This is a genomic window from Alloalcanivorax dieselolei B5 (assembly GCF_000300005.1).
GTDB classification, from domain to species: Bacteria; Pseudomonadota; Gammaproteobacteria; order Pseudomonadales; family Alcanivoracaceae; genus Alloalcanivorax; species Alloalcanivorax dieselolei.
The window spans coordinates 4,534,188-4,559,358 of record NC_018691.1; the positions used below are offsets into that span (position 1 = coordinate 4,534,188).

Below are 25,171 nucleotides of genomic sequence, written 5' to 3' on the forward strand. Positions count from 1 at the left end.
GCCGGATCCGCGTGGGCCTTAATGAGCGTGGACATCGAAGCCCGACTTGGCCTGTTCACTGGCGAGGAAGAAGGCGCCTCGGGTAACGATACGGGTGCCCGCCGGCAGCCCCTCGACCACACGGGCACCATCCAGCGCTTGTCCCGGAGTGACTTCACGGGCTTCGTAAACTCCCGGCTCTTCCTCCACGAAAACTTGCCAGTCGCCATCGCCACCACGGGTCAGGGCTTCCTCCGGCACCACCAGGGCGTTGTCCGGTAACGGCAACACCAGCTCCACGTCGGCGAACATCCCCGGATGGAGCAGATGGTTTTCATTGGGAACGCGAATACGGACTTCCATGGTCCGGGTGACCGGATCGAGCCGGTGACCGGAGAGAATCACCTCACCGTCCACCTGGGTCTCACCAACTCGCACCCGGGCCGGCGTACCGGTGTCGACTCTGAGTCCCGGTTGTGGCGGCAACGCCGCTTCCGCCCACAGTTCGCTTTCGTCCACCAGAGTGATCAGTGGACTGCCGGCGGCGAGCCACTGGCCTTGCTGGAAGGCGTCGCTGAGAACCAGGCCGGTATCCGGCGCGCGCAACGTGTAAACGCCGGCTTCGCCTTTGCCCTTCTCGATGTCCGCCAGATCCGCATCGGCAAGCCCGTAACCACGTCCTCGTGCCTTCAGATCCTGGTAACGGCCCTGCACATCCAGGTAACGCTGATTGCCCACCGTGGCACGGCCAAGACTACGAACCCGGCGCCATTCGTCGGACACGGCTCGCAACTCGGCCTGCAGGGTAGCCATCTCGGCGCTAAACAGGGTGGCGACAGGGTCGCCTTTCTCCAGGTGCTGGCCCAGGGTGGCGGAGCGCGACAGCACCTGGGAATCCACCCGCACCGGTACTTCCCAGGTGCGATACAGATTACTGGTGATTTCCGCCGGCAAACGCAGCGAACGGGTGGCGCCGGCACCGGATTGCAAGGTGATCACGCGCAGCCCGAGCATACGTCGCTGCGCCTCGGTCAGCGTCAGATCATCACCATGCCCATTTGCTTCGCCGGCGGACTCTTCCTGGCCATGCTCATGCTCGGCGGCACCAGCACCATCGTCATGCCCTTCGCCTTGATCCGCCCAAACCGACGAAAAGGCCAGCAGCAACAGGCAAAGTCCCACTCTTTTTCTCGTGATCACGTTCTTCATGATTGTCCTCCCTGCCCCCGATTTCCGGCGGCCAACATCTCGATCCAGCTATCCAATTGCGCACTTTGATAGAGCCATTCCAGCCACGCCTTTTGCATCGACTCGCGCAGAGCGATGCCGGCCAATAGCGCGTCCTGACGCTGGTTGAGGCCTTGCAGATAGTCCTGGGTGGTGATTTCTCCCAGTTGCCAGGTGCGCTGCAGCAGGTCGGCGGCATCCGCCAGGCGGGCTCCGGACAGTTCCCGCCAGGACAACCAGCGGGCGCGGCGTTGCCGGTAATCAATCAGCGCGCCTTCGACTTCGGCGCTCAACGCCCGTTGTTGCTGATCCAGCAGGGCCTGTTGCGCATCACCGTCGGCCAACGCCGCCTGGTACTCGGCTTTGCCGGTATTGAACAGCGGCAGTGGCAGGCTGAAATCCAGCCCCCACAGGTTGTCCTCGCCTTCCCGGCCAACGGTGACGCCAAGGGTGGGGTCGGTGCGGCGTTGCTTGCCGGCGAGCTCCACCTGACGCTCCGCCGCCATCACCTGCAGACGGGCCAGACGCAGGTCATAACTGTCCTTCGCGCGGACGGCATCCATCACCACGGAACCATCCGCCTCCCATAGCCCGGCATCCGGCAACGGGTAATCCGGCGCCGCCTGATTGAATACGGCGCGCAAGCGGGTCTCGGCGGCGGTGGCTTCACTTTCCGCGTCGGCCAGAGCTTGCTGGGTCCGGCCCAGGGCCAGATACGACAACTGCGCGCTCATGCGCCCCAGATCACCGGCGCGCTCACGCTTGCGTACCAGCGCCAGCAGATCCGACAGGCGCTGCTCCTGCTCGCGGACGCCCTGCAGGCGGGCCTGGGCGGCGTCATAGGCGGCCAAAGCGGAAAGCACATCCACCGCCAATCGTGCCCGCGCCTTCTCGGCGCGGACTTCCGCCAGTTGCGCCTGCACGTCACCGAGGCGAGCACCACTACGGCCTTTACCGGACCAGTCCAGGGTCTGCCCGAGACCGACGGTGCGTGTGGTTTCGGTGCTGTTTTCGTAGCCGATGTTCAGTTCCGGGTTGTACAGAGGCTGCGACTGGGCGCGGGCCTCGACCCGATCACGTTGCAGGCGCGCCTCAATGGCGCGGTTGGCGGGCAGGTCCGCCATTTCGCGGTTGACCCAGCGCGCCCAGGTGCTGGTGTCCGCGGCAGCGGGCGCCACCAGCAACACCGTCAGGCAGGCAACACCCATGGCGAGCAGGGGCCGCGCCCTTACAGGGAGGATAGGCATCATCATGACTCCGGATTCGGACCCGGCGAAATCGGTTTACGGGTCCGGACCAATGGACACGGGAAGACTCCGGCCTAACGCCGGCAACGGTTCCCGTGGACAAAAGCGATGTCGGGAGTCAGGCGATGGGAGGTCGATACGGTGAGGAAGGGGGCGGTACCGGCAGAGCAGGTACCCGGCTGTCCGCCAGTACCGGCAAGGGCGCCCGGGCGCTCTGCTCGACGGCGGGGGATGCCATGAAGCCGTGGCACTGACAGCAGTGCTGGCCGCCGCCATGGTGCTCGATGCCGGCATGCTGGTCCGGCTGATCCAGGGCCACGCTCAGTTCATGGCCGTCCGTCACTGGCACCCGCTCATGGCTGGCCACGTCCGTCACCAGCACATGAAAGCTGGTCACGCACAGCAGCAGCAAAGCCATACAACGTCGAAGTACCATGGCGGATCCATATCGGTAAAGAAACACGACTCACGCACGAAGCGCGGCCGCGCCTGAGTATGCTTGGAACCGGCGTGCCATGACAAGTTCCCCGGCCCTCTTGCAGTTTCCTTCCGGCACGGCATAGTGAGCCGCCATGTTGACTGTGAGAGCACCATGGACAAAAACACCCTGATTGATACCATCCTGGCCCGCCCTCTGCACCGCGCCTGCGGCCTGAACCTGGTGCGCAGCGCCGATGGCGAGAGCGAGGTCACCCTGGAACTGAACGAGTTCACTCTGGGCCCCACCGGGGATCTGCACGGCGGCATACTCTACGCCTTTTTCGACGTAGCCAGCTTTCTCGCCCTGCTTTCGGTGTTGCCGGAGGACCGCTACGCGGTGTCCATCGAGACCCATACCAGCCTGTTGCGCGGTGCCAGCGGCGAAGGGCGGATCGTGATCCGCACGCGTGTGGACCGGCTCGGCCGTACTCTGGCGTCGATGCGTGGCGAAGCCTTCTTCCAGGCCGCGGACGGCACCGAAAAGCTGATTGCCACCGGCTCGGTGACCAAGGCAGTGGTGGCCAAAGGCTGATACCCATACTGAGGAAACCCGATGACCGACAAGATTCTCACCGGCGACCGTCCCACCGGCCACTTGCATCTCGGCCACTACGTGGGCTCCCTGCGCGCCCGGGTGGAGCTGCAGGACCAGTACCCGCAGACCATTCTGATCGCCGACATGCAGGGCCTCACCGACAACGGCCACAACCCGGCCAAGGTCGCCGAGAACATTCTCAATGTGTTGGCCGACTATCTGGCGGTGGGTATCGACCCGCAACGCACCACCCTGTGCCTGCAATCCGGCCTGCCGGCGCTGGCCGAACTGACCCAGTTCTACGCCAACCTGGTGACGGTCGCGCGGCTGGAACGCAACCCGACGGTGAAGGCGGAGATCGCCAGCAAGGAGTTCGGTGCCTCCATTCCCGCCGGCTTCCTGACCTACCCGATCAGCCAGGCCGCCGACATCACCGCCTTCCGCGCCACCCTGGTACCGGTGGGCGATGACCAGTTGCCGATGATCGAGCAGACCAACGAGGTGGTACGCAAGGTCAATAACGTGGCCGGCCAGGAGTTGCTGGTGGAGTGCCGCGCGCTGATCGGCAAGGCTTCCCGTTTGCCCGGCGTCGATGGCAAGGCGAAGATGTCCAAATCCCTGGGCAACGCGCTGGTGCTGGGCGCCAGCGAAAAGGACATCTCCAAGGCGGTGAAGAAGATGTACACCGACCCCGGCCATCTGCGCATCGAGGACCCGGGCAAGGTGGAAGGCAATGTGGTGTTCACCTATCTGGACGCCTTCCATCCGGACGACGCCCTGGTGGCGGGCCTCAAGGAACACTATCAGCGCGGTGGCCTGGGCGACGGACAGGTGAAGAAAGTTCTGGAAGAATGTCTGCAGGAGCTGCTGGCGCCGATCCGCGAACGCCGGGAACGTTTCATCGCCGACAAGGGTGAATTGATGCGTATCCTCACGGCCGGCACGCAGGCGGCGCGGGAAGAAACCGGAGTAGTGCTGGAAGACTTGAAACGGGCTTTCGGTTTGCCGATCCTCTGACCCTCTCCCGGGCGGCGAATTCGAAAGCAAGGAACGGAGCGTCACACCGTTCCCGCCGCCCTACTCTGGCTCTGTCCATGCCGGTACACCCGGCGATCCGGTTTCCCAGGAGGCAGCCATGAACAGAGCAGCAAGCAAACAGCAACAGGCCGAGGCCATCCTTGCCGATCCGCGCTGGCGGGCCCTGGTAGCGCGCGATGCCAGTGCCGACGGCCACTTCTACTACGCCGTCATCACCACCGGGGTTTATTGCCTGCCGTCCTGCGCGGCACGGCGGGCGCGGCCGGAGAATGTGCGTTTCTTCGACACCCGCGAACAGGCCGAGTCCGCCGGCTTTCGCCCCTGCGCCCGCTGCCGCCCGGACCGGGAGGCCCCGGCGCACCTGCCGGCGATCATCGCTGCCTGCCGCCATATGGAGCGGGCGGAAATACCGCCGACCCTGAATCAGTTGGCGGAACAGGCCGGTCTCAGCCCCCATCACTTTCACCGGGTGTTCAAGCGGATCCTGGGCGTCACTCCCAAGGCCTACGCCAGCGCGATACGGGCACGCCAGTTGCGCGAGGGGCTGCAACGGGATGGCCGTATCACCGATGCCATCTTCGACGCCGGCTACAACAGCAGTGGCCGTTTTTACACGCAGGCCCGGGCTCTGCTGGGCATGGAACCGGCCCGCTTCCGCGATGGCGGCAACGGTGAACGTATCGAGGTGGCCGTGGGCCAGTGCTCGCTCGGGGCCCTGCTGGTGGCGCGCAGTGGTCAGGGCATTTGCGCCATCGCCCTCGGCGACGACGCCGACGCCTTGCTGCGCGAGTGCCAGGATCACTTTCCCAAGGCCGAGTTGCAGCCCGGCAACGGCGAGTTCGAAGCGCTGGTGGCCCGGGTGGCGGCATTGATGGACCACCCGGAACAGTCGCTGGATTTGCCATTGGATATCCGTGGCACCGCGTTCCAACAGAAAGTCTGGCAGGCGCTGCGCCAGATACCCGCCGGCGAAACCCTGAGCTACGCGGAACTGGCCAAACGCATCGGTTCACCGAAGGCGGTGCGGGCGGTGGCCGGTGCTTGCGCCAACAACCCGCTGGCGGTGGTGATCCCCTGTCACCGTGTGGTGCGCAGCGACGGCGACGTGTCCGGTTACCGCTGGGGCGTGGAGCGCAAACGCGCACTGCTGGAGCGAGAGTCCTGTTCACAGGAGGGCCGTTCATGACACCCTGGCAACGCCTGGAGCAGGTGGATTGGCCGGCCGTGGAGCAACATCTCGATGATAACGGCCATGCGGTCATTCCCGCCCTGCTCGGCGCCGACGAGTGCGCCGGGCTGGCCGCGCTGTACGCCGAAACGGACCGTTTTCGTTCGCGGGTGGTGATGGCACGGCACGGCTTTGGCAGGGGCGAATACCAGTACTTCGCCTATCCGCTGCCGCCATTGGTCGACACCTTGCGTCAGGACCTCTATCCACGGCTGGTACCGATAGCCAATCGCTGGCAGGCCCGCCTGGGCAAGGCCCGGCGGTTTCCAGCGCAGCACAACGCTTACCTGGCTCAATGCCATGACGACGGCCAATGCCGCCCCACGCCCTTGCTGCTGCGTTACCAGCCCGGTGATTACAATTGCCTGCATCAGGATCTCTACGGCGAGAACTGGTTTCCACTGCAAGTGGCGGTGTTGCTGTCGGCACCGGGCGAACAGTTCGAAGGCGGCGAGTTCGTGCTTACCGAACAGCGTCCGCGCCGCCAATCCCGGGCCATGGTGCCTCCGCTTCGACAGGGCGACGCCCTGGTGTTCGCGGTCAATCAAAGGCCGGTGGCCGGTCAGCGTGGGGACTACCGGGTCACTCTGCGCCACGGCGTCAGCGAACTTCGCCGGGGTCAACGCTATACTCTCGGGCTGATCTTTCATGACGCCGCCTGAGTGAGCCCGTTTCGGGGCCACCGGCGGCCCTGACTCGGGAGCTCCACATGCAAATAAAAAACGCCGTCGCTCTGATCACCGGTTCATCCTCCGGCATCGGCGCCGCCACCGCCCGCTTGTTCGCCGAATACGGCTGCAACGTGGTCATCAACTACAGCCGTAACGAAGCGGGGGCACAGAAAGTGGCCGACGATTGCCGCGCCCTCGGCGTGGAAGCCCTGGTGGTGCAGGCGGACGTCAGCCGCGACGAGGATTGCCGGGCACTGGTGCAGGCCACGCTGGATCAGTTCGGCCGTCTCAACATTCTCGTCAACAACGCCGGCACCACCCTGTTCTGCGCTCATGAAAACCTGGACGGTCTCAGCGCCGACGACTTCCTCAACATTTACCGGGTCAACACCGTCGGCCCCTACCAGATGGTGCGGGCGGCGGAAAAAGCCCTGCGCGACAGTGGCGTTGCCCACGTCGTCAACATGGCCTCGATCGCCGGGCTGGCCGGGGTCGGCAGCTCCATCGCCTACGCCGCCTCCAAGGGCGCGCTGCTGACCATGACCAAATCCCTGGCGCGGGTGATGGGCCCGCAGGTGCGCGTCAATGCCATCTGTCCGGGCTTCGTGCAAGGGGAATGGCTGGCCCAGGGCCTGGGCCAGGAGCGCTATGACGCGCTGTTGGAGCAAACCAAAAGAGGCGCCGCGCTGAATGACGCCGCGTCACCGGAAACCGTGGCTCAGGCGGTACTGGGCCTGGTGATCGGCGGCGACCTGAGCACCGGCGAAGCATTGCTGGTGGACGGCGGCAGCCATCTCAACGCCAGCGGCGTAAAACGCTAGGGAACCCGGTCTGGGACTGCTGGCCTACGCGGCCTTTCCGGTGCCGATCAACCGGCCTGCCGCCGTGGCGGCCGTGCCGCCAGCAGCGCCAGCCAGTGGGGGCGCCAGGACAGTGTGAACGCCACGATCAGGGCCGCGCCGGCCAGGGACATGATCCACACCAGGGCCGCCATGGTCGGATGATCCACTTGCAGGCACAGGATCAGCGACAGCGCCAGCGCGACACCGCCAAACAGCCTCAACCCGCGGGCGGAAGCCACTCCACGGGCCTGCTTGCCGCAGGCCTGTTTCCAATGCACGTCCAACGCCAGGGCAAACCAGCCCAGGCCGATCACGCTGAGCAGCAAGGCCGCCAGTAACAGGACGTTCTCAGGCATGGGCGGCCTCCCCGGACAGCTCGCCGCTGTCCGCCGGCTGCGGACGGGCACGGCGTTTCAGACGCCGCGCGGTGAGCACCGCCACCAGTGCACTCACCAGCATGAACAGATCCACCCCCGCCACCGGCCAATAACCGGCACTCAGGGTTTTCAACAGATGGTCGCCGGTGGTGACCCAGTTGAGCACCACCGCGCTCACCGCCAGCACGGCGATGGCCCAGCACTGCTCGCCCCAGGCCGGCGCCAGCCTGGCCCGGGCCACCGGCGCGGTGCGCCAGAACGCGTGCGCCATGGCCAGCGCCCACACGCCCCAGAAGCAATATTGCTCCCAATCGCCCCGGGCCGGCAGATTGGTCGGCAGCAAGCGGTTGGCGATAAGAATCCCCAGCGTGGCGATCAGCATGCCGGTGACCGTGGTCACCGCCAGGGCGTCCACCACCCGCGAGCCGATCTGGCCGCGTTTGGCATGCTGACGCTTGCGTTTTTCCACGAAGAACAGGAAGCCGGTGGCGATACAGGCGCAGCCGGCAAGACCGCCGAGCACGTAGAGCCAGCGCAACAGCCAGTGGCGGAAATGCTGCAAATGCAGACCGGTGAGGAACTCATCGATCCGTTCCACCGCCGACGGCGGCGGGTCCTCGCGCAGCACTTCACCGGTGGAGGCCTTGAAGTGAATCCCTTCCCCGGTGAGGGCGATACGGTCGGTACCGGCGCGGTAAATGCTCACGTAGCCATTGGCGTCGCCAACGTGCTGCAACGCCAGAAAGCCCACGTCGCCGGCCATGTCCTTTGCCGCCCAGCGGCGCCGGGCTTCCGCCACCATCGCGTCCACCGAGGCAATCGGCGCGGCGACGCCGGCCCGTTCGTGGGGCAAGCCGGTTTCCTGGGATTCGATCACTTCGTGCAGATCGTGCAGGGGTTCCAACTGCGTGTGAGTGACGGGGAAATAGATGCCCGCGAAAATCACCAGTCCGGTGAACGCGAACATGAAGTGAAACGGCAGCGCCACCACGCCAGTCAGGTTGTGCAGATCGAGAATACTGCGCTGCTTGCTTTTGTTCGGCCGGAAAGTGAACAGCTCGCGGAACAGCTTGCGGTGCATGATCACGCCGGTGACCAGCGCCACCAGCATAATCAGCGCCGCCAGCCCGACGATCCAGTAGCCCAGATCCTTCCAGTGCAGATTGAGGCTGTAGTGCAGCGGATAGAAGAAGCGGCTGCCGATCTTCAGTTGATCGTCCGGCAGGGACTCGCCGGTGCGCGGGTCAATGGTGCGAGTGCCCCACACCAACTCGTCCGGGTTGTTGGCGTTGGGCACCTGGTAGCCGGCGAACAGCCCCAGCACCGGGTCCCGGTGCGTGGTGTAGGCGCCCCAACGCACCGGCGTGTCGAAATGCTCCGGCATCGGCCCGTCCACCCGGGGGCGCATCTGATCGACGCTTTCCTTGGCCGGCTGCATGTCCTCGAATACCGGCTTGAGGATTTCGTCGAAGGACGGCATCGGCTGCGGCTCGAAGCGGCTCTCGGGAATCGCCCAGCGGTCGATTTCCCGATCGAACACCGACAGCGAACCGAAGAAGAACACCACCATCAGCACGAAACCCAGGAACAGCCCGAACCAGGTGTGAACCCAGGCCATGGCGAGACGGAAATTCTGAAACATGAGAGAGCTCCTTCCGGTCACACCAGAGCGTGTTGAATGAGGGATGCCAGCGCCGCCATCATCGCGCCGCCACCAGCCAGAACCAGCCATACCCGGCGCGGATCGCGGGCGGCGAAGCTCCATAAAAAGGTCACCAGGTAGAGCAGAAAAGCCAGCAGGCTGAACAAATGCTCGGCGTCGTGGAAAGGCATGCCGGCGGCGAAGGCGGCGGCCACGCCCAGCGCGATGAAGCCCCAGGCGAACACATAACCGCCCAGCAAGGCGGCGGCGATGCGGGAGAGAAGTTGTGTGCGGGACACGGTTGCGATGCTCATGGTCTTCCTGTCCGGGACGCCGGGCGTCCTGTTCGCGGGTTGGCGGAATGCCGCAAATGATACTCGATCGCAAACACTAATGAAATTCGCCCCAAATGACGGCGCCGGCATGGGCAACAATGGGCTCATCGAGTGGCCGGAGCGTTGCTGGTGGCGCCAGCGGACGTGGAACGGGGCACCGCACCAGCGGCGTTGCGAGGTTTTGCCCCGGTGCCCATGGAGCCGCTGCCGTTCCGATCGATCCTGATTGGTTCCAGCAACGACCGTGCCGCCAGCCCCGCCCGGGCGGGGCACTTTGCCGATGAATGGGGCAGTGACTTCACTTCGAGTTGCTGGAAGGCGTGGGGCATATCAACGTGGCTTCCGGCCACCATCGCCGGGACGACGGCCGCCGTTATCTGCGGCGCCTGACCGCGGAGTTTCCTGCGATGCCGACGGCGCCGCGCATCACTCCTTCCGCTGTCTCCCAGGCGTATTGATGGATCGCGGTCCGTGGACCGCTGGAGTCCCATAATTCGTTGACACGCCAAACCCGAGGCCCGCTTTCGCGGCCTTGTAGACATGAATTTTGGAGATCTCTACGAAGCTGCTGTAGGAGCTAGCCCTGCTGGCGAATTCTTCCACCATTCGGGAACAATTCATTCGCCAGCGAGGCTAGCTCCTACAGCGGCATCGTAGTTCGGTCTGTGGGAAGCTGCCCCACAATTGTGGGGCAGCTTTATCCCGCCCATGATCAGGCGGCGTCACTCACCGAGGTGCGGATCAGGTGGTCGAAGGCGCTCAGCGCGGCCTTGGCCCCTTCGCCCATGGCAATGACGATCTGCTTGTACGGCACCGTGGTGACGTCGCCGGCGGCGTAGATGCCCGGGATAGACGTCTCGCCGCGGGCGTCGGTGATGATCTCACCGTGGCGGGACAGCTCCACCGTGCCCTTCAGCCAGTCGGTGTTGGGCACCAGGCCGATCTGCACGAACACCCCGGCCAGTTCCACGCGGTGCTCTTCGCCACTGTCACGATCCTTGTACAGCAGCCCGTTCACTTTGGTGCCATCACCGGTGATCTCGGTGGTCTGGGCGTTCACGTGCACGGTGACGTTGGCCAGGCTGTGCAGTTTCTTCTGCAGCACGGCATCGGCGCGCAGCTTGGTGTCGAACTCCAGCAGAGTGACGTGCTCGACGATGCCGGCCAGATCGATGGCCGCTTCCACGCCGGAGTTACCGCCGCCGATCACCGCCACGCTCTTGCCTTTGAACAGCGGACCGTCGCAGTGCGGGCAGTACGCCACGCCGCGTCCCCGGTACTCTTTCTCACCGGGCACGTTCACTTCACGCCAGCGGGCGCCGGTGGCCAGAATCAGCGTTTTCGTTTTGAGGCTGGCACCGGAGGCGAACCGGACTTCATGCAAGCCGCCTTCGCTGGCCGCCGGAATCAGTTGCTGCGCGCGCTGCAGATTCATGATGTCCACATCGTAATCACGGACGTGCTGCTCCAGCGCGGTGGCCAGTTTCGGGCCCTCGGTTTCCTTCACCGAGATGAAGTTCTCGATCGCCATGGTATCCAGCACCTGACCACCGAAACGCTCGGCGGCGACACCGGTGCGGATGCCTTTACGGGCGGCGTAGATGGCACTGGCGGCACCGGCGGGCCCACCGCCCACCACCAGCACATCGAAGGCCTCCTTGGCGTTCAGTTTCTCGGCGTCACGCTCGGCGGCGCCGGTGTCCAGTTTGGCGAGGATTTCCTCCAACCCCATGCGGCCCTGGCCGAATTCCTCGCCGTTCAGGAACACGCTGGGCACCGCCATCACCTGGCGCTGATCGACTTCGTCCTGGAACAGGGCGCCGTCGATGGCCACGTGTTTGATGTTCGGATTCAGTACTGCCATCAGATTCAACGCCTGGACCACGTCCGGGCAGTTCTGGCAGGACAGAGAGAAATAGGTTTCGAAGCGGAAGTCGCCTTGCAGCGCTTGCACTTGCTCGATCACCTCGTCGCTGACCTTGGGCGGATGGCCACCCACTTGCAACAGTGCCAGCACCAAAGAGGTGAATTCATGGCCCATGGGAATACCGGCGAAGCGCAGGCTGATGTCACCGTCCACACGGTTCAGGCTGAATGAGGGCCGGCGCTCGTCATCGCCATCCTCACGCAACGTGATCTTGTCGGACATCGCCTCGATGTCGCGCAGCAGCTCCGACAGCTCCCGGGATTTGTCGCCATCATCCAGGGACGCGACCATCTCGAACGGTTGCGTGATGCGCTCCATGTAGGATTGCAATTGGGTTTTCAAGTTGGCGTCCAGCATGCTGGCGGTCTCCATGAACGATTAGCAGGATTTCGATTAAAACCCGGGCCCGTGGGCCCGGGATTGATCCATGCCCGTGGCGGGATCAGATTTTGCCGACCAGATCCAGGGACGGAGCCAGGGTGGCTTCGCCTTCTTTCCATTTGGCCGGGCATACTTCGCCAGGATGGGCACGCACATATTGAGCGGCTTTCACCTTGCGCAGCAGGTCTTCGGCGTCACGGCCGATGCCTTCGGCGGTGATCTCCATGGCTTGGATGATGCCGTCCGGATCAACGATGAAGGTGCCGCGGTTGGCCAGGCCTTCGTCTTCACGCAGTACCTCGAAGTTACGGCTGATTTGCATGGTCGGATCGCCGATCATGGTGTACTTGATCTTGGCGATGGTTTCGGAGCTGTCGTGCCATGCTTTATGGGTGAAGTGGGTGTCGGTGGAGACAGAGTAGATTTCCACGCCCATCTTCTGGAACTCTTCGTAATGATCGGCCACGTCGCCCAGCTCAGTGGGACAAACGAAGGTAAAATCGGCCGGGTAGAAGAAGAACACTCCCCACTTGCCTTTCAGGTCGGCTTCGGTCACTTCGACGAATTTACCGTCCTTGAACGCCTGGGCTTTGAACGGCTTGATTTCGGTATTGATTACAGACATGTCTTGCTCCTTTCGAAAGGTTGTCAACTTGACGGAGAGAAGCATAACGCCGGCGAAACGATATTCATAATGGATAGGCAGAATGGTCGCGATTGGTTTTTCCTATCAGTGTTTCGTGCCGCCGGGCGCTCGACTTTTCCCTGAAACGGGCGCTATCCGTGAGTCGCCCGTCCGGGCCCCATCTTCATTACCCTCGGTGACACTGGCAAGACGGTGCCCTGAATCAAGGGCGGCGCGCGTTGTCATCACCTCTTCCCGCGCCGGTAAAGAAAGCGACAACTCCCCTGCCTATGCTGACGCTCCCTCTCCTTATCAATGGGAGCATTGATAATGCCCGCCCGCGAAAACGCCCCCTTCCATGGACTGTTGGTGCCCGGACTGCATGGCAGCGATCCGGACCATTGGCAGCAACGCTGGCAATCCCACTTACCCTGGCTGCACAGTCTGACGCTGCCGGACTGGCAGAGCACTGAGCTGGCCTTCTGGCTGGATGGGCTCGATCTGGCCGCCAACGCTTTATCGTCCCCTTTCGTGCTTATTGCCCACGGCTTTGGCTGCGTCGCCGCCGCCCACTGGGCCACGACCCGGCCACGGCGAGTGGCCGGATTGCTGTTGGTGGCTCCGGCGCTGCCGGAGACTTCACCACGACGCCTGCCCGCCCCCCTGACCGTCCCGGCCCGCCTGGTGGCCAGCACCAGCGATCCCTGGATGAGCCTGGACGAGGCCCGCCGCCTGGCCCGGGATTGGGGCTGCGCGTTTCGCAATGGCGGCGATCTGGGTCATATCAACAGCGCCTCCGGCATCGGCGAGTGGCGGCAAGGCTTCGATGATCTGCGCTGGCTGCTCAGCCAGCGCGCTTCGCGCGGTACCGCCCTGACCGGATAGAACCCCATCAACCTGAAGCCGCTTCTGCCGATAGCTCTCTTGAAGACAACAATAAAGAGGCTCAGATATGAAGCAGTGGACCATGACCCGACAACTGTGGGGCATGCTCGGGTTACTGTGGCTGGCGATGCTGCTCCTGGCGGGCTGGACCGCCTGGGACAACCGTCAGACCATTCTGACCGAGCGCAAGACCGGACTGTCCCAGTACGTGGATTCCGCCCTCAACGCCGTCGATGGACAGGCCCGGCTGGCCGCTTCCGGCGTCATCAGCGAAACCGAGGCCCGGCAGCGCGCCGAGGAACTGATTCGCGATATGACCTACGACGAAGGGCGTGGTTACCTGTATGCCTTCGATGAGAACCACCGCATGTTGACCCACCCCAGCCTCGCCAAGGGCACCAACATGTGGGACTACCAAAACGAGGAAGGGCGCTATCTGTTCCGTGAGTTCATGGAGGCGGTACAAAACGGAGACGGGTTCGTCGATTACCTCTGGGTGCATCCCGGCCAGGAAGGCCTGGCGAAAAAGTCGTCCCTGCATGTGCATTACCCGCTCTGGGACTGGTACCTGGGCTCCGGCGTCTACATCAATGACATCAACGACGCCTTCTACGCCAGCCTCACTCAGTCACTGCTGTTCCTGCTGGCCCTGGGCATTCCACTGACACTGCTGATGGGCGTGATCATTCGCGGCGTGCTACGCCGACTTGGTGGCGAACCGGGTTACGCCGCCGAAGCGGTGCGCTATATCAGCGAAGGGGACCTGAGCCAACCCACGCGGTTGAAAGACGGCGACACCGGCAGCCTGCTGTTCGACATCGAACGGATGCGTCAGTCCCTCGGCGCCACCGTGGGCGACATTCACCGCAGTGCCGATGTCGTCAACACCGCGGTGGAAGACATCAAGGCCGGCAACGACGAGTTAGCCACCCGCACCGAGCAGCAGGCCGCCTCGCTCACCGAAACCGCCGCCAGCATGGAACAGCTCACCACCACCGTGCAGCAGAACGCGGACCACGCCGAGCAGGCGCGGCACCTGGCCAACAGTACCGCCGGCGATGCCCGCCGCGGCAGCGACGCCATGGATACCGTGATCCACACCATGGGCAGCATCCATGACAGCGCCGAGCAGATGAGCGCCATCGTCGACGCCATCGACGAGATCGCGTTCCAGACCAATATTCTGGCTCTCAACGCTTCCGTGGAAGCGGCCCGCGCCGGCGAGCAAGGCCGCGGGTTCGCGGTAGTGGCGGAAGAAGTGCGCAATCTGGCCAGCCGCAGCGCCGAGGCCGCCGGCGAGATCAAGACCCTGATCGAAAGCGCCGGCACCCTGGTGGCCACCGGCAGCCAGCAGGTACGCGGCACCGGCGAAATCATCACCGGCATGGTGGCGGACATCGGCCGGCTCAGCACCCTGGTCAGCGAAATCGCCACCGCGTCCAATGAGCAGAGCCAGGGCATCGGCCAGGCCAATGAGGCGATCACGCAAATGGACATGATGACCCAGCAAAACGCCCGGCTGGTGCAGGAAAGCTTCTCCGCCGCCCAACGCCTGGTGGACCAGAGCCAGCAATTGCGCCTGTATGTGGCCCGCTTTCAGGTCAAGCCCCCGCCACGGACCGGGACAGCGGACGATCACGACCTGCTCCAGAGCGAAAAAGCGGTTCCTGCGCCGGCTTGAAGAAGGCTTGACCCGGGGGTGACCCCGGGGTTGTATAAGCACACCATGATTCCCGTTTCCGCTGCCCTCCGGCCCGTGGCAACGCTGCTCGCCGGATTATTGATGGCCTGGGCTCTGCTGAGCCCGGCCCCCGCCATGGCGTCCCACCATGGCGGCGATCACCCCTGCGCCAGCGGCGAAATGCGGGAGCATCATCCCTGTCCCCACCACGCCGGCGACGCGGAAGGTTGCACTTGCCTGCAGGCCTGTCAGGGCGGCGCCTTGACCACCGCGGCCAGTTCGGTCCGTGCACCTCAACGACCCGCATCGGACCGCCTTGCCTCTCCCGGCCAGCGCTTCGCCGGTTTCCCCACGCCACCGTGGCGTCCGCCGTCCATCTAGACTGTTTTCCCATCGAAACACGCGCCCCCGCATACGGGTGGCGCCTTTTGCTTTCTATTGAGGAGAACGTCCCATGACGACGTCTTTTTCCCTGCCTCGCCGGCGCTTCGTGCAGGGCCTGGCCCTGGGCGGCACCGCTCTGGGTCTGGGGCTCACCCCGACGCAATTGTTCGCCCGCCAGGGCCAGACCGGCGCGCCGGAGCTGCGTGGCAACCAATTCCAACTGAACATTGGCGCCGCCGATGTCAATCTGACCGGCCGCAACCGGCCCGCCACCCTGGTCAACGGCAGCCTGCCGGCGCCGACCTTGCGCTGGCGCGAAGGCGAGACGGTGACGTTGAGAGTGACCAATCACCTGCCAGAGACCACCTCGATCCATTGGCACGGCCTGCTGCTGCCGTTCCAGATGGACGGCGTACCGGGGTTGTCCTTCGACGGTATCGCCCCCGGCGAAACCTTTACCTACCAGTTTCCGCTGCGGCAAAGCGGCACTTACTGGTATCACAGTCACTCCGGTTTTCAGGAGCAGAGCGGCCTGTACGGCGGCCTGATTATTGATCCGGCGGAAGCGGACCCGCATACGGTGGATCGCGATTACGCGGTGGTGCTTTCCGACTGGAGCGACCAGGATCCCAAGCGCATCTACGCCACGCTGAAAAAACTCAGCCACTACTACAATTTCAGCGAACGGACGCTGTTCGACACGCTGAGGGATTTCCGTGAGAAAGGCGTGGTGCGGACGCTCAAGGATCGCCACATGTGGAACCGGATGCGCATGAGCGAGACCGATCTGGCGGATGTGACCGGTTACACCTACAGCTTCCTGGTCAACGGCCATACCCCGGCCGCCAACTGGCAAGCCCGCTTCGAGCCCGGCGAGCGCATCAAGCTGCGCTTCATCAACGCCAGCGCCATGACCATCTTCGACCTGCGTATTCCCGGCCTGGATATGACCGTGGTAGCCATGGACGGCCAGCCAGTGAAACCGGTGCGCTTCCACGAGTGCCGCCTGGGTGTGGCGGAAACCCTGGACGTGATCGTCGAGCCGAAGGATCACCGCGCCTATACCCTGTTCGCGCAAACCATCGACCGGTCCGGCTACGCCCGTGGCACCCTGACGCCGGATCCCTCGCTCAGTGCCGAAGTGCCGGAGCTGGACCCGGTGCCGCTGCTCGGGCACCGGGAAATGGGCATGGGCGCCATGGATCACGGAGCCATGGGACACGACAGTGGCGCCATGAAGACCATGGACCACTCTCGCATGAATCATGGCGGCATGGACCATGGGGATATGAACCATGGCGATATGTCCGGCGGCATGAATCATGGAAGCATGAACCATCAGGGGATGAGCCACGGCACGCAGGACGGGATGGACCACTCGGCCATGGGGCACACCAACCACGACACCAACGCCGCCGTGCCCTTCGCGGTCTCGGCGGACAACCCGGATCTGCCGGCCCGACAAAGCGCCACGGAACACGCCGACAGCGAATACGGTCCTGGCGTGGACATGCGTGCCATGTCTCCGGTGCCGATGCTCGACGATCCCGGCATCGGGCTACGCGACCGGGACTGGAAAGTGCTCACCTACGCCGACCTGGAATACGCCCATGGTCTGCCCGACAGCACGCAGCCGGAGCGGGAAATCGTGTTGCACCTCACCGGCAACATGGAACGCTACATGTGGAGTTTCAACGGCATCCCGTTCGCCGACGCCGAGCCGCTCGAGCTGTATCACAACGAACGAGTGCGGCTGACCCTGGTGAACGACACCATGATGCACCACCCGATCCACCTGCACGGTCTGTGGAGTGATCTGGAACTGGGCGATGGGCGTCTGCTGCGCAAACACACCCTGTTGGTGAAACCCGGAGAAAAACTCAGCTATCTGGTTCGTGCCGATGCCCTGGGACGGTGGGCCTACCATTGCCACCTGCTCTATCACATGGAAGCGGGCATGTTCCGGGAAGTGCGCGTGGTGCCACGCCATCAACACCACACCGACGAGGAGAGCCGCTCATGAAAGCATCAATGACGTTAAGCGGCCTGCTGGTCGCACTGATCGCCGTGTTCGTCGGAACACCGGCTCTGGCCATGGAGGGCATGCCCGCCCGCTTCGGTCAAATCCTGGTGGACCAGTTGGAAGCCCGCGACGCCGACGACGGCACCGTGGCGGCCTGGTCCGCCAACGCCTGGTACGGCGGTGATATCAACAAGCTGTATTTCGCCACCGAAGGCGAGCGACTCATGGACCGGGGCGGCGAAACCGAGAGTCTGGAAACCCGGCTGGCCTGGAGCCGTGCCTTCGCGCCTTACTGGGACTGGCAACTGGGTGTACGCCGGGACTGGCAACCGGACGATCCCAACCGGGATTGGGTCAGTGTCGGGGTGATGGGTGTTGCTCCCTACTTCTTCGAGACCGAGGCCAACCTGTTCCTGGGCGAATCCGGCCACAGCGAACTGCGTCTGGAAGCGGAATACGAGTTGCTGTTCACGCAGCGGCTGATCCTGACTCCGGAAGTGGAAGCCAGCCTGTACGGCAAGGAGGATCGGGACCTCGGTATCGGCCAGGGGCTCGCCACGGTGGAAGCGGGATTGCGGTTGCGCTATGAAATCCGCCGCGAGTTCGCCCCTTACATTGGCGTACATTGGGAGAAGAAATTCGGCGACACCGCCGACTTCGCCCGTGACCACGGCGAGGACACCAGTGACACCATGCTGGTGGCCGGTATCCGGGTCTGGTACTAGAGGGGGAAGAGAGCCGGCGGACAGCGCTCCAGGACACGGGAGAAGCACGGTCCTGGAGCGCTGCCCGCCGGCTCCCAACAAGCTCTATTGGTGTGCCCGTGAATTGTGAGGTATCAAACCTCGAATTCCTGGCTTTCCAATTCACGCAGGTGGGCATTGTTGTCCACCTCGATGCCCAGATCGCCGAGACGGCCGTCGCCGATGCCGTAAATCCAGCCGTGGATGGTCAAGGGCTGTTCGCGGCGCCAGGCTTCCTGCACCACCGTGGTATTGGAAACGTTGATCACCTGGCGGGCCACGTTCAATTCGCACATGCGATCAAGGCGGGCAGTGGGTTCCAGGTCCGCCAGTTGCTTGCGGTGGCGCAGATACAGCTCCCGCACCTGGCGGATCCAGTTGTCGATCAGCCCGTGAGGCTGGTCTTCCATGGCGGCACGCACGCCACCACAGCCGTAATGCCCCACCACCATGACATGCTTGATCTTGAGCACTTCCACGGCGAACTGCAGCACCGAGAGCAGATTGAAATCAGTGTGATGCACCAGATTGGCCACATTGCGGTGCACGAACAGCTCACCGGGCATCAGGCCGACGATTTCATTGGCCGGGACACGGGAATCGGCACAGCCGATCCACAGGAATTCCGGGTTCTGCTGGCCTACCAGAGTACGGAAGAAACCGGGATGCTCTTCCTCGATCTGATGACGCCACTGTTCGTTGTTGGTGAAAAGCTGCGGCAGGGTTTTCATGGTCGGGCATTCTCCATATCCGACCCCCATGATGCCGGAACGGCTCCGTAAAGAAACGGCGAAAACCCTTTCAAAGTGTATCGGATCCGTCCGGTCCCCGGGGGAAAGGCACCAATGGCACAGGCCGGTGACGCGGCAAGCGGGACCGATTATAACGTCCGGGGCGCTGGCGCGCAGCCGGGCGGCGATTGGTCACGGCCGTCGCTGCCCTGTTACCATGCCGGTATGCGGGCGCGGGGACGGTTCCCGCCCAAAATTCATCAACCCGAAAAGGGCATCCATGCAAATTGCAGACAACAAGGTGGTGGCGTTCCACTACACCCTGACCAACAACGCCGGTCAGACCATCGACTCCTCCCATCAACGGCAGGAGCCGCTGACCTATCTGCACGGTCACGGCAACATCATCCCCGGTCTGGAAAAGGCGTTGGTGGGCAAGGCAGTGGGCGACAAGCTGGACGTTACCGTGGCCCCGGAAGAAGGCTACGGCGAGCGTCACGACGGCCTGATTCAGCAGGTTCCGGCCTCCGCCTTCGAAGGCGCCGGCGATGAGCTGCAACCGGGCATGCAATTCCAGGCACAAACGGAAGCCGGCCCGCGCATCTTCACCATCACCGAGGTGGATGGCGATCAGGTCACCATCGACGGCAACCATCCGCTGGCCGGGGAAACCCTGAACTTCGCCGTGGAAATCACCGATATCCGCGAATCCAGCGAAGAAGAGCAACAGCACGGCCACGTGCACGGACCGGACGGCGAAGACCACTAAACGCTGGCACGCCAATCGAGGCTGGTGAATCACTCCTGCAGGGAATGTGCGGGAGCGGCTCACCAGCCGCGATACCTCTCTTCACCTAGAGGCTGAAGAAGCCCTCCGCTTTCCGTTTTCCTTCCCTGTACTCGTCTCTGAGCAACCGCTTCAGCAGCTTGCCGTTGGGCTCACGGGGCAGCGTGTCGCGGAATTCCAGCGTGCGCGGACACTTGATCGACGACAGCTTGTCACGGCAGAAACTCAGCAACTCCGTGGCCAGTTCCGCGGTGCCCGGCCTGTCCTCACGGGACTGCACGATGGCGTGCACGGATTCCCCCATCTCCTCATTGGGGATGCCGATCACCGCCACGTCGAATACGGCGCGATGTCCCATCAGGGTATTTTCCACCTCCTGCGGGTAGATGTTAACGCCGCCGGAGATGATCATGTTGCTCTTGCGGTCGGTGAGATACAGGTAACCGTCCTCATCCAGCCAGCCGATATCCCCGACACAGGCCCAGCCCTGGTCATTGTGCGCCTCGGCGGTCTTGGACGGATCCTTGTGGTATTCAAACGGGTGGCCACCGGAGAAGTAGATGGCGCCTTCCTGGCCAATGGGCAGCTCCTCACCGGTTTCCTCGTCGACGATATGCAGGGTGCCGTAGATCGCCTTGCCCACGGTACCGGTGTGCTTCTTCCAGTCCTCGCTGTTGGTCATGGTCAGACCGGCGCCCTCGGTGCTGCCGTAGTACTCATAAATCACCGGGCCCCACCAGTCGATCATGGCCTGCTTGGTGGTCACCGGACAGGGCGCCGCCGCGTGCACCGCCATTTTCAGGCTGGAGACGTCATAGCGGCTACGCACTTCCTCGGGCAGGTGCAGCATGCGGTGGAACATGGTCGGCACCCACTGGCTATGGGTGACCTTGTATTTCTGGATGTTTTCCAGTGCCCGCTGCGGATCGAACTTCTCCATGATCACCGCGGTGCCGCCGAGCACCAGCACGCCGCGGGTCCATTTGAGCGGCGCGGCATGGTAATACGGCGCCGGAGACAGGTAGACCATGTCGCCGTTGCCGCCGAACGCCAGTTCGATCAACCCCGCCAGGGTTTCGGTGCTGCCCACCGGCAGGCCGCTGATTTCCGGTTTCACCCCCTTGGGGCGGCCGGTGGTGCCGGAAGAGTAGAGCATGTCGCTGCCTTCCCGGGCGCCGGGCAGCGCCTCCGGAGACTGTCCTGCCATGGCCTGTTCCAGGGATTCACAGCCCGGTAGCGGCTCATCCAGCATGAAGATCTTCGGCGCCAACGGCAGCTCACCAATGGCCTCAACCAGTTCCGGGGTGGCGGTTTGCGCACTGAGGATCACCACCCGGGCCTCGCAATCCTCGAGAATGTAGAGCACTTCTTCCGGCTTCAGCCGGGTACTGACGAAGGTGTAGTAAAGACCGGCGTAATGGCCACCCCACTGGACCGCCGGGCACTCCAGGCGATTTTCCAGCAAACAGGCGATATGATCACCGTAATCCAGTCCTTCGTTCTGCAGCACCCGGGCCAAGCGGTTGGCGAAGGCGTCCAGCTCCGCATAACTCATACTGCGGCCGGTATCCGCGAGAATCACGGCGGGATGATCGGGCTTTACCCGTGCGTGCAGACCCGGATGGCGCAGACTGGCTTCCGTGTTCATGAACCTCTCCTAGCGTTGTTGTTTTTGGATGTCGCCCGGCAGGCGTCAACCCTTGATGTTGCCTGGGAGAAAGCGGCGGGTATTCGTCAGAACCGACTATTTTGTCATGGCCAAACCGATCAGCACCGGACTACACCGAGGCCAGCGCCGGCCGCGACGGCTCGTCCAGATCCGGTAACCAGGACCCTTCCATGAAGGCCCGCAACGGCCGGCTCCAGGTCTCCTCCTCGGCGGTGGCGATGGCGGTGGTCACCGCCGACAACGCTTCCGGCAAGGCCACCGAGTGCAGCGGATAGCGATGGCGGTACTGAAGCACCGTGGATTCCGGCAATACCGCCAGCCCCATACCCGCGCTGACACAGCCCAGAATGGCGTCCAGGCTGCCCAGCTCATGGATCGGCGCCGGGGGCGCGCCCTGCTCCGCCAGCAGCACCGACACCGTCTGCCGGTAACCACAGCCCTGACGGAAAGACAAAAAGGAGGTGCGTGACAATTCCGCCGCGCACGGCACGCCATCGAGCGGCCGGCCACTCACCAATACCAACCGTTCACGGAACACCGGCCTCATGATCAGACCATCGCCGACGTTACCGGCAATCACGAACGCCGCGTCCAGGCGCCCCTCGCGAAGTTCGTCCAGCAAGCAGGCGGAAGGACTGGTGCGCAAATTCAGGGAGACCGCCGGCCAGCGTCGACTGAAAGCGGGCAGCACTTTCGGCAAATGCACGGCGGCGGTGGTTTCCATGCTGCCCAGGCGCAATTCTCCGGTGGGTTCGCCACCGCCCTTGAAGTGGTTGAGCGCCTCATTATGCAAATCACCGATGCGGCGGGCGTATCCCAGCAATTGATGCCCCGCGGACGTGAGCGCCACCGGATTGCGGCGCTCCAACACACGCACGCCCAGCTCGCTTTCCAGCTTCTTGATATGGGCAGTGACGTTGGACTGCACCGTATGCAGGCTCTCGGCGGCGGCACTGAAACTACCGCTCTCCACCACGGCCTGAAAGATTTCCAGGGATCGGATCAGCATGGCCTTCATCCCTCTTCGCGATAATGAAATAGAGTAGCATCTCAATGGATGATAATACCAAGGCCCCAGACCCTTTCGCAGCCGGTTCACCGGGACCGCCGCCTCAACGTATACATGTGACATGTTTCACATTTTTTCCTGGTCGCCTATATTGTTTAAAGCACACCCTTTTCATAACGAGAAAAAATCTCCGATCAGGGCCAACATATCGACAACTTCCGCGCATCCAGCTCGACTGAAGCCGGCACCACGGAGAACCGTTCATTGACCAACGAGCTACTTGGTTTTGTTGGGGAAATCTACGAGGCTTCCTACAACCCGGGGCACTGGGACGCAGTGACTACCGGCCTGTGTCAACTGCTCAATGCCCGTTCCGGAGCCCTCTTTCTGGAAGATCATGAGGGCGGAACCCGTGGCATGATCGGTGCCCACGGCTTGCCCAAACCGGTAAGGGCGGCCTATCGCTTTGGCATATCCCGATACGACTATACGTTTCAACTGCAATACCGCGAGCCGCTGGGCAAGGCCCGCCAGCTTCTCCGGGCGGAAGACGTACGCACCGAGCATCCCTTCTATTACCGGCTGGTTCTCAAACCCAATGACATTGGCTTTCTGGCTACCATGAATGTCTATAACGACGATGAATGGCATGTGGGCATCGGCCTGCACCGCTCTTTTCAGGCCGCGCCGTTCTCCGACGATGACTGCCTGACCTTGCAGCGGCTCTATCCCCATTTCAAAAGAGCGCTGCGCATTCACAAGGAATTCCACCGCCTGCGCTGCCGGCAACAGACACTCGAGTCCGCCTTGGGGCGTTTCATGACCGGACTGATCATCCTGGGACCGGATGGTCTTGTGAACTACTGCAATCCGGTCGCTGAAGCCCTGCTCTCTCGGCACAAGGCATTGACCATCAACAGCAACGGCCAGGCACATGCCCACTATCCTCGGGAAAACCAGCACTTTCAGGCCTTGCTGACCCAACTGGTCACGGCCGACCGACAGGACGTCACCACCCGTAATCAGGCCATTGGTCTCCATCATCCTGACCGGGAACACGCCCTCAACCTGATGCTCGCGCCACTGGAAAACGCCCCGACCAATGAGCCCCAGCCCGCCGGCAGCGTGGCGTTATACCTGTGCGACCCGGATTCCACCTTCAATCTGCCGGCCGAGGCATTGCGCTCCCTGTATGACATGACGCCCACCGAAGCCAGTGTCGCCATGGGCCTTGTCAACGGCCTGTCCACCATGCAGATCAGTGAGCAGCATGGGGTCAGTGTGGAGACCATTCGCAGCCAGCTGAAAAGTATTTACCTGAAAATGGGTGTTAACAAGCAGCAGGATGTGATCCGCACTCTGTTATCCGGCGTCGTGCAGATCAGCTAGCCAGGAGTTAAAACAGTGAAAACGCAAGACCTGACGATGGTTCCCCGGTCGGACCAGGACGCCAGCCTGCCTTTTCCATCACTGGATGGGAACACACTTCAGGCGTACAACAAATTGGTAAGCACCCTGTACCGATGCCTGCACGACAATACCGGCTTTCAGTCTTTCTTCGATGCCTTTCAACAACACTTCAAGGCTTTACAGGGAGGGATTCTCGGGGTTACCTCCAATCCCCAGCGCATGGTGTACGGCTGGACCTTCGGCTACCCGGAAGGGTTCGAGGAGTGGTATATCAACAGCGACTTGCCGGAAAAAGACGAAGCCCTGACCCGCTATGCGCAGCTGCCCCCGCGGCAGTTCGATTCTTTTCTGGGCGGCGATAGCAGCCGCACCATCCTCGACATCCTCGGCCCGGAAAGCAGGGCCTGGGCGGAAGCGGTGGGCATGGGCGACAGCGCCGGCATGCTGGTGACCCGGGAAAACGGCACCAATGTGGTTTTCATGGCCAACCGCCACCAGGATTTCGGGCCTTATACCGATGACGAACTCCTGCAGATGAACCTGCTGGCCCCGCATATCGAAAATGCCGTTGCCCTGCACCTGAAGCTGTACCAGTCAAACAGCGACAACGAAAACCTGGCCATGGCGCTCAACCATGTGAACAAGCCCCTGATGGTATTCAACGCCCTGGGCAACATTGCACAGGCCAACAATGCCGCGAGGGACCTGCTCGACAACACCGGCAACCTCTTCATCGGTGACGACCAGCGCCTGCACAGCAGTGACAGACGCCTGACCCGGAAACTGCATGACGCCATCTCCACTGCCATTGTGCTTTCTCATAAAGGTCACCTGGACACACAAACCCTCTTCATCCAAAACGGTCACGAACGTCTCGCCATTTGCCTGACGCCTCTGGTGGCGAATAGCATCGAACACAATGGCGTGTTGGCGGAATTGTTCAGTTTCGACATCAATCTGGTTCCCGATTTTGGCAAGCTGCAATCGCTGTTCCAGTGTACCCCGGCGGAAGCCGGAGTAGCCGTCGATCTGATCCACGGCCTCAGTGCCAACGAAATTGCCGTGGCAAAAGAAATTTCCATCCATACCGCCCGTCAGCACATCAAAAACTTGCTGGCCAAGAACGGCTACCGCAAACAGACCGAGCTGGTCTCCATGCTGGTGCGGGCCCTGGGGTGAACACAACGCGAACAAGCCCCAAAAACCCGTCACTCCGGGCTCGCCCCGGAGCCTCCATCAACCCATCCCATTCTCTCCAAATGCTCTGCCAGCGGAGGGAGATCCCGGCAAACGCAAAAAGGGGAGACATCGCTCC

At 62.9% G+C, this 25,171-nt stretch carries 24 protein-coding genes and 1 pseudogene; 14 read left to right on the plus strand and 11 right to left on the minus strand.

Features of this window, described 5'->3' with window-relative positions; translation table 11 throughout:
• Positions 1 to 18: 18 nt before the first annotated feature.
• From B5T_RS20295 to B5T_RS20305, 3 genes are all read right to left on the minus strand, one after another.
• Positions 19 to 1,188 carry an efflux RND transporter periplasmic adaptor subunit gene (locus B5T_RS20295; RefSeq protein WP_014996398.1) on the minus strand — a complete coding sequence of 390 codons (1,170 nt, stop codon included), beginning with the start codon at positions 1,186 to 1,188 and terminating at the stop codon, positions 19 to 21.
• The gene (locus B5T_RS20300) at positions 1,185 to 2,453 is read right to left on the minus strand and encodes a TolC family protein (protein ID WP_229682906.1); all 1,269 of its coding nucleotides are present in this window, start codon (positions 2,451 to 2,453) and stop codon (positions 1,185 to 1,187) included. The genes B5T_RS20295 and B5T_RS20300 overlap by 4 nt, the downstream gene beginning before the upstream one ends.
• Before the next feature lie 118 nt (positions 2,454 to 2,571).
• A complete protein-coding gene (locus tag B5T_RS20305; protein ID WP_148279311.1) occupies positions 2,572 to 2,889 on the minus strand; it encodes a hypothetical protein in 318 nt (105 codons plus the stop codon).
• Positions 2,890 to 3,045: 156 nt separating this feature from the next.
• Here B5T_RS20305 and B5T_RS20310 point away from each other — a divergent pair, with 156 nt between their 5' ends.
• The 5 genes from B5T_RS20310 to B5T_RS20330 all read left to right on the plus strand — a co-directional run bounded on the left by B5T_RS20310 (position 3,046) and on the right by B5T_RS20330 (position 7,226).
• Positions 3,046 to 3,465, plus strand: a complete 420-nt coding sequence (locus tag B5T_RS20310; protein WP_014996401.1) for a PaaI family thioesterase — start codon at positions 3,046 to 3,048, stop codon at positions 3,463 to 3,465.
• A 21-nt stretch (positions 3,466 to 3,486) separates the two neighbouring features.
• Positions 3,487 to 4,485: a tryptophan--tRNA ligase gene (gene trpS, locus B5T_RS20315; protein ID WP_014996402.1), complete on the plus strand. Its 999-nt coding sequence runs from the start codon at positions 3,487 to 3,489 to the stop codon at positions 4,483 to 4,485.
• Between the two features lie 118 nt (positions 4,486 to 4,603).
• Positions 4,604 to 5,692 (plus strand): bifunctional DNA-binding transcriptional regulator/O6-methylguanine-DNA methyltransferase Ada, encoded by a 1,089-nt coding sequence (ada, locus tag B5T_RS20320; RefSeq protein WP_014996403.1) that lies wholly within the window; start codon positions 4,604 to 4,606, stop codon positions 5,690 to 5,692.
• On the plus strand, positions 5,689 to 6,396 hold the full coding sequence (locus B5T_RS20325) for a 2OG-Fe(II) oxygenase (protein ID WP_014996404.1): 708 nt from the start codon (positions 5,689 to 5,691) through the stop codon (positions 6,394 to 6,396). The genes ada and B5T_RS20325 overlap by 4 nt, the downstream gene beginning before the upstream one ends.
• Positions 6,397 to 6,443: 47 nt before the next feature.
• Complete coding sequence (locus tag B5T_RS20330) at positions 6,444 to 7,226, plus strand: SDR family NAD(P)-dependent oxidoreductase (RefSeq protein WP_014996405.1); 783 nt, start codon at positions 6,444 to 6,446, stop codon at positions 7,224 to 7,226.
• A gap of 47 nt (positions 7,227 to 7,273) precedes the next feature.
• Here the strand turns inward: B5T_RS20330 and B5T_RS20335 are convergent, their stop codons facing one another.
• From B5T_RS20335 to B5T_RS20345, 3 genes are read right to left on the minus strand one after another with little or no spacing between them, the layout of a single operon-like run.
• Complete coding sequence (locus B5T_RS20335) at positions 7,274 to 7,603, minus strand: DUF3325 domain-containing protein (RefSeq protein WP_014996406.1); 330 nt, start codon at positions 7,601 to 7,603, stop codon at positions 7,274 to 7,276.
• Positions 7,596 to 9,266 (minus strand): PepSY-associated TM helix domain-containing protein, encoded by a 1,671-nt coding sequence (locus tag B5T_RS20340; protein ID WP_014996407.1) that lies wholly within the window; start codon positions 9,264 to 9,266, stop codon positions 7,596 to 7,598. Before B5T_RS20340 ends, B5T_RS20335 begins: the two co-directional genes overlap by 8 nt.
• Positions 9,267 to 9,283: 17 nt before the next feature.
• Complete coding sequence (locus tag B5T_RS20345) at positions 9,284 to 9,580, minus strand: hypothetical protein (protein ID WP_014996408.1); 297 nt, start codon at positions 9,578 to 9,580, stop codon at positions 9,284 to 9,286.
• A gap of 126 nt (positions 9,581 to 9,706) precedes the next feature.
• On the opposite strand from B5T_RS20345, the pseudogene B5T_RS22855 reads away from it, so the two are divergent.
• Positions 9,707 to 9,991 (plus strand): annotated as a pseudogene (locus tag B5T_RS22855) (RBBP9/YdeN family alpha/beta hydrolase); the annotation flags it as partial.
• Positions 9,992 to 10,313: 322 nt separating this feature from the next.
• On the opposite strand, the gene ahpF reads toward B5T_RS22855, so the two are convergent.
• Together ahpF and ahpC are read right to left on the minus strand one after the other, a co-directional pair.
• The gene (gene ahpF / locus B5T_RS20350; protein ID WP_014996410.1) at positions 10,314 to 11,885 is read right to left on the minus strand and encodes an alkyl hydroperoxide reductase subunit F; all 1,572 of its coding nucleotides are present in this window, start codon (positions 11,883 to 11,885) and stop codon (positions 10,314 to 10,316) included.
• Positions 11,886 to 11,970: 85 nt separating this feature from the next.
• Positions 11,971 to 12,534, minus strand: a complete 564-nt coding sequence (gene ahpC / locus B5T_RS20355) for an alkyl hydroperoxide reductase subunit C (protein ID WP_014996411.1) — start codon at positions 12,532 to 12,534, stop codon at positions 11,971 to 11,973.
• A 330-nt stretch (positions 12,535 to 12,864) separates the two neighbouring features.
• Here ahpC and B5T_RS20360 point away from each other — a divergent pair, with 330 nt between their 5' ends.
• The 5 genes from B5T_RS20360 (at position 12,865) to B5T_RS20380 (ending at position 18,232) form a co-directional block, all read left to right on the plus strand.
• Positions 12,865 to 13,419, plus strand: a complete 555-nt coding sequence (locus tag B5T_RS20360) for an RBBP9/YdeN family alpha/beta hydrolase (protein WP_014996412.1) — start codon at positions 12,865 to 12,867, stop codon at positions 13,417 to 13,419.
• A 67-nt stretch (positions 13,420 to 13,486) separates the two neighbouring features.
• Positions 13,487 to 15,100 carry a methyl-accepting chemotaxis protein gene (locus tag B5T_RS20365; RefSeq protein ID WP_014996413.1) on the plus strand — a complete coding sequence of 538 codons (1,614 nt, stop codon included), beginning with the start codon at positions 13,487 to 13,489 and terminating at the stop codon, positions 15,098 to 15,100.
• Between the two features lie 102 nt (positions 15,101 to 15,202).
• Complete coding sequence (locus tag B5T_RS20370; protein WP_041717159.1) at positions 15,203 to 15,481, plus strand: hypothetical protein; 279 nt, start codon at positions 15,203 to 15,205, stop codon at positions 15,479 to 15,481.
• Positions 15,482 to 15,554: 73 nt separating this feature from the next.
• Positions 15,555 to 17,507: a copper resistance system multicopper oxidase gene (locus tag B5T_RS20375; RefSeq protein ID WP_014996415.1), complete on the plus strand. Its 1,953-nt coding sequence runs from the start codon at positions 15,555 to 15,557 to the stop codon at positions 17,505 to 17,507.
• A complete protein-coding gene (locus B5T_RS20380) occupies positions 17,504 to 18,232 on the plus strand; it encodes a copper resistance protein B (RefSeq protein ID WP_014996416.1) in 729 nt (242 codons plus the stop codon). The genes B5T_RS20375 and B5T_RS20380 overlap by 4 nt, the downstream gene beginning before the upstream one ends.
• A 113-nt stretch (positions 18,233 to 18,345) precedes the next feature.
• Here B5T_RS20380 and can read toward each other — a convergent pair whose 3' ends face one another.
• The gene (gene can, locus B5T_RS20385) at positions 18,346 to 18,981 is read right to left on the minus strand and encodes a carbonate dehydratase (protein ID WP_014996417.1); all 636 of its coding nucleotides are present in this window, start codon (positions 18,979 to 18,981) and stop codon (positions 18,346 to 18,348) included.
• 280 nt (positions 18,982 to 19,261) lie between these two features.
• Here can and B5T_RS20390 point away from each other — a divergent pair, with 280 nt between their 5' ends.
• The gene (locus B5T_RS20390; protein WP_014996418.1) at positions 19,262 to 19,750 is read left to right on the plus strand and encodes an FKBP-type peptidyl-prolyl cis-trans isomerase; all 489 of its coding nucleotides are present in this window, start codon (positions 19,262 to 19,264) and stop codon (positions 19,748 to 19,750) included.
• An 85-nt stretch (positions 19,751 to 19,835) separates the two neighbouring features.
• Here B5T_RS20390 and B5T_RS20395 read toward each other — a convergent pair whose 3' ends face one another.
• Positions 19,836 to 21,416: an acyl-CoA synthetase gene (locus tag B5T_RS20395; RefSeq protein ID WP_014996419.1), complete on the minus strand. Its 1,581-nt coding sequence runs from the start codon at positions 21,414 to 21,416 to the stop codon at positions 19,836 to 19,838.
• 130 nt (positions 21,417 to 21,546) lie between these two features.
• A complete protein-coding gene (locus B5T_RS20400) occupies positions 21,547 to 22,446 on the minus strand; it encodes a LysR family transcriptional regulator (RefSeq protein ID WP_014996420.1) in 900 nt (299 codons plus the stop codon).
• A gap of 264 nt (positions 22,447 to 22,710) precedes the next feature.
• Here B5T_RS20400 and B5T_RS20405 point away from each other — a divergent pair, with 264 nt between their 5' ends.
• Together B5T_RS20405 and B5T_RS20410 are read left to right on the plus strand one after the other, a co-directional pair.
• A complete protein-coding gene (locus B5T_RS20405; protein ID WP_014996421.1) occupies positions 22,711 to 23,835 on the plus strand; it encodes a helix-turn-helix transcriptional regulator in 1,125 nt (374 codons plus the stop codon).
• A 15-nt stretch (positions 23,836 to 23,850) separates the two neighbouring features.
• The gene (locus tag B5T_RS20410) at positions 23,851 to 25,035 is read left to right on the plus strand and encodes a helix-turn-helix transcriptional regulator (RefSeq protein WP_014996422.1); all 1,185 of its coding nucleotides are present in this window, start codon (positions 23,851 to 23,853) and stop codon (positions 25,033 to 25,035) included.
• Positions 25,036 to 25,171: the final 136 nt, after the last annotated feature.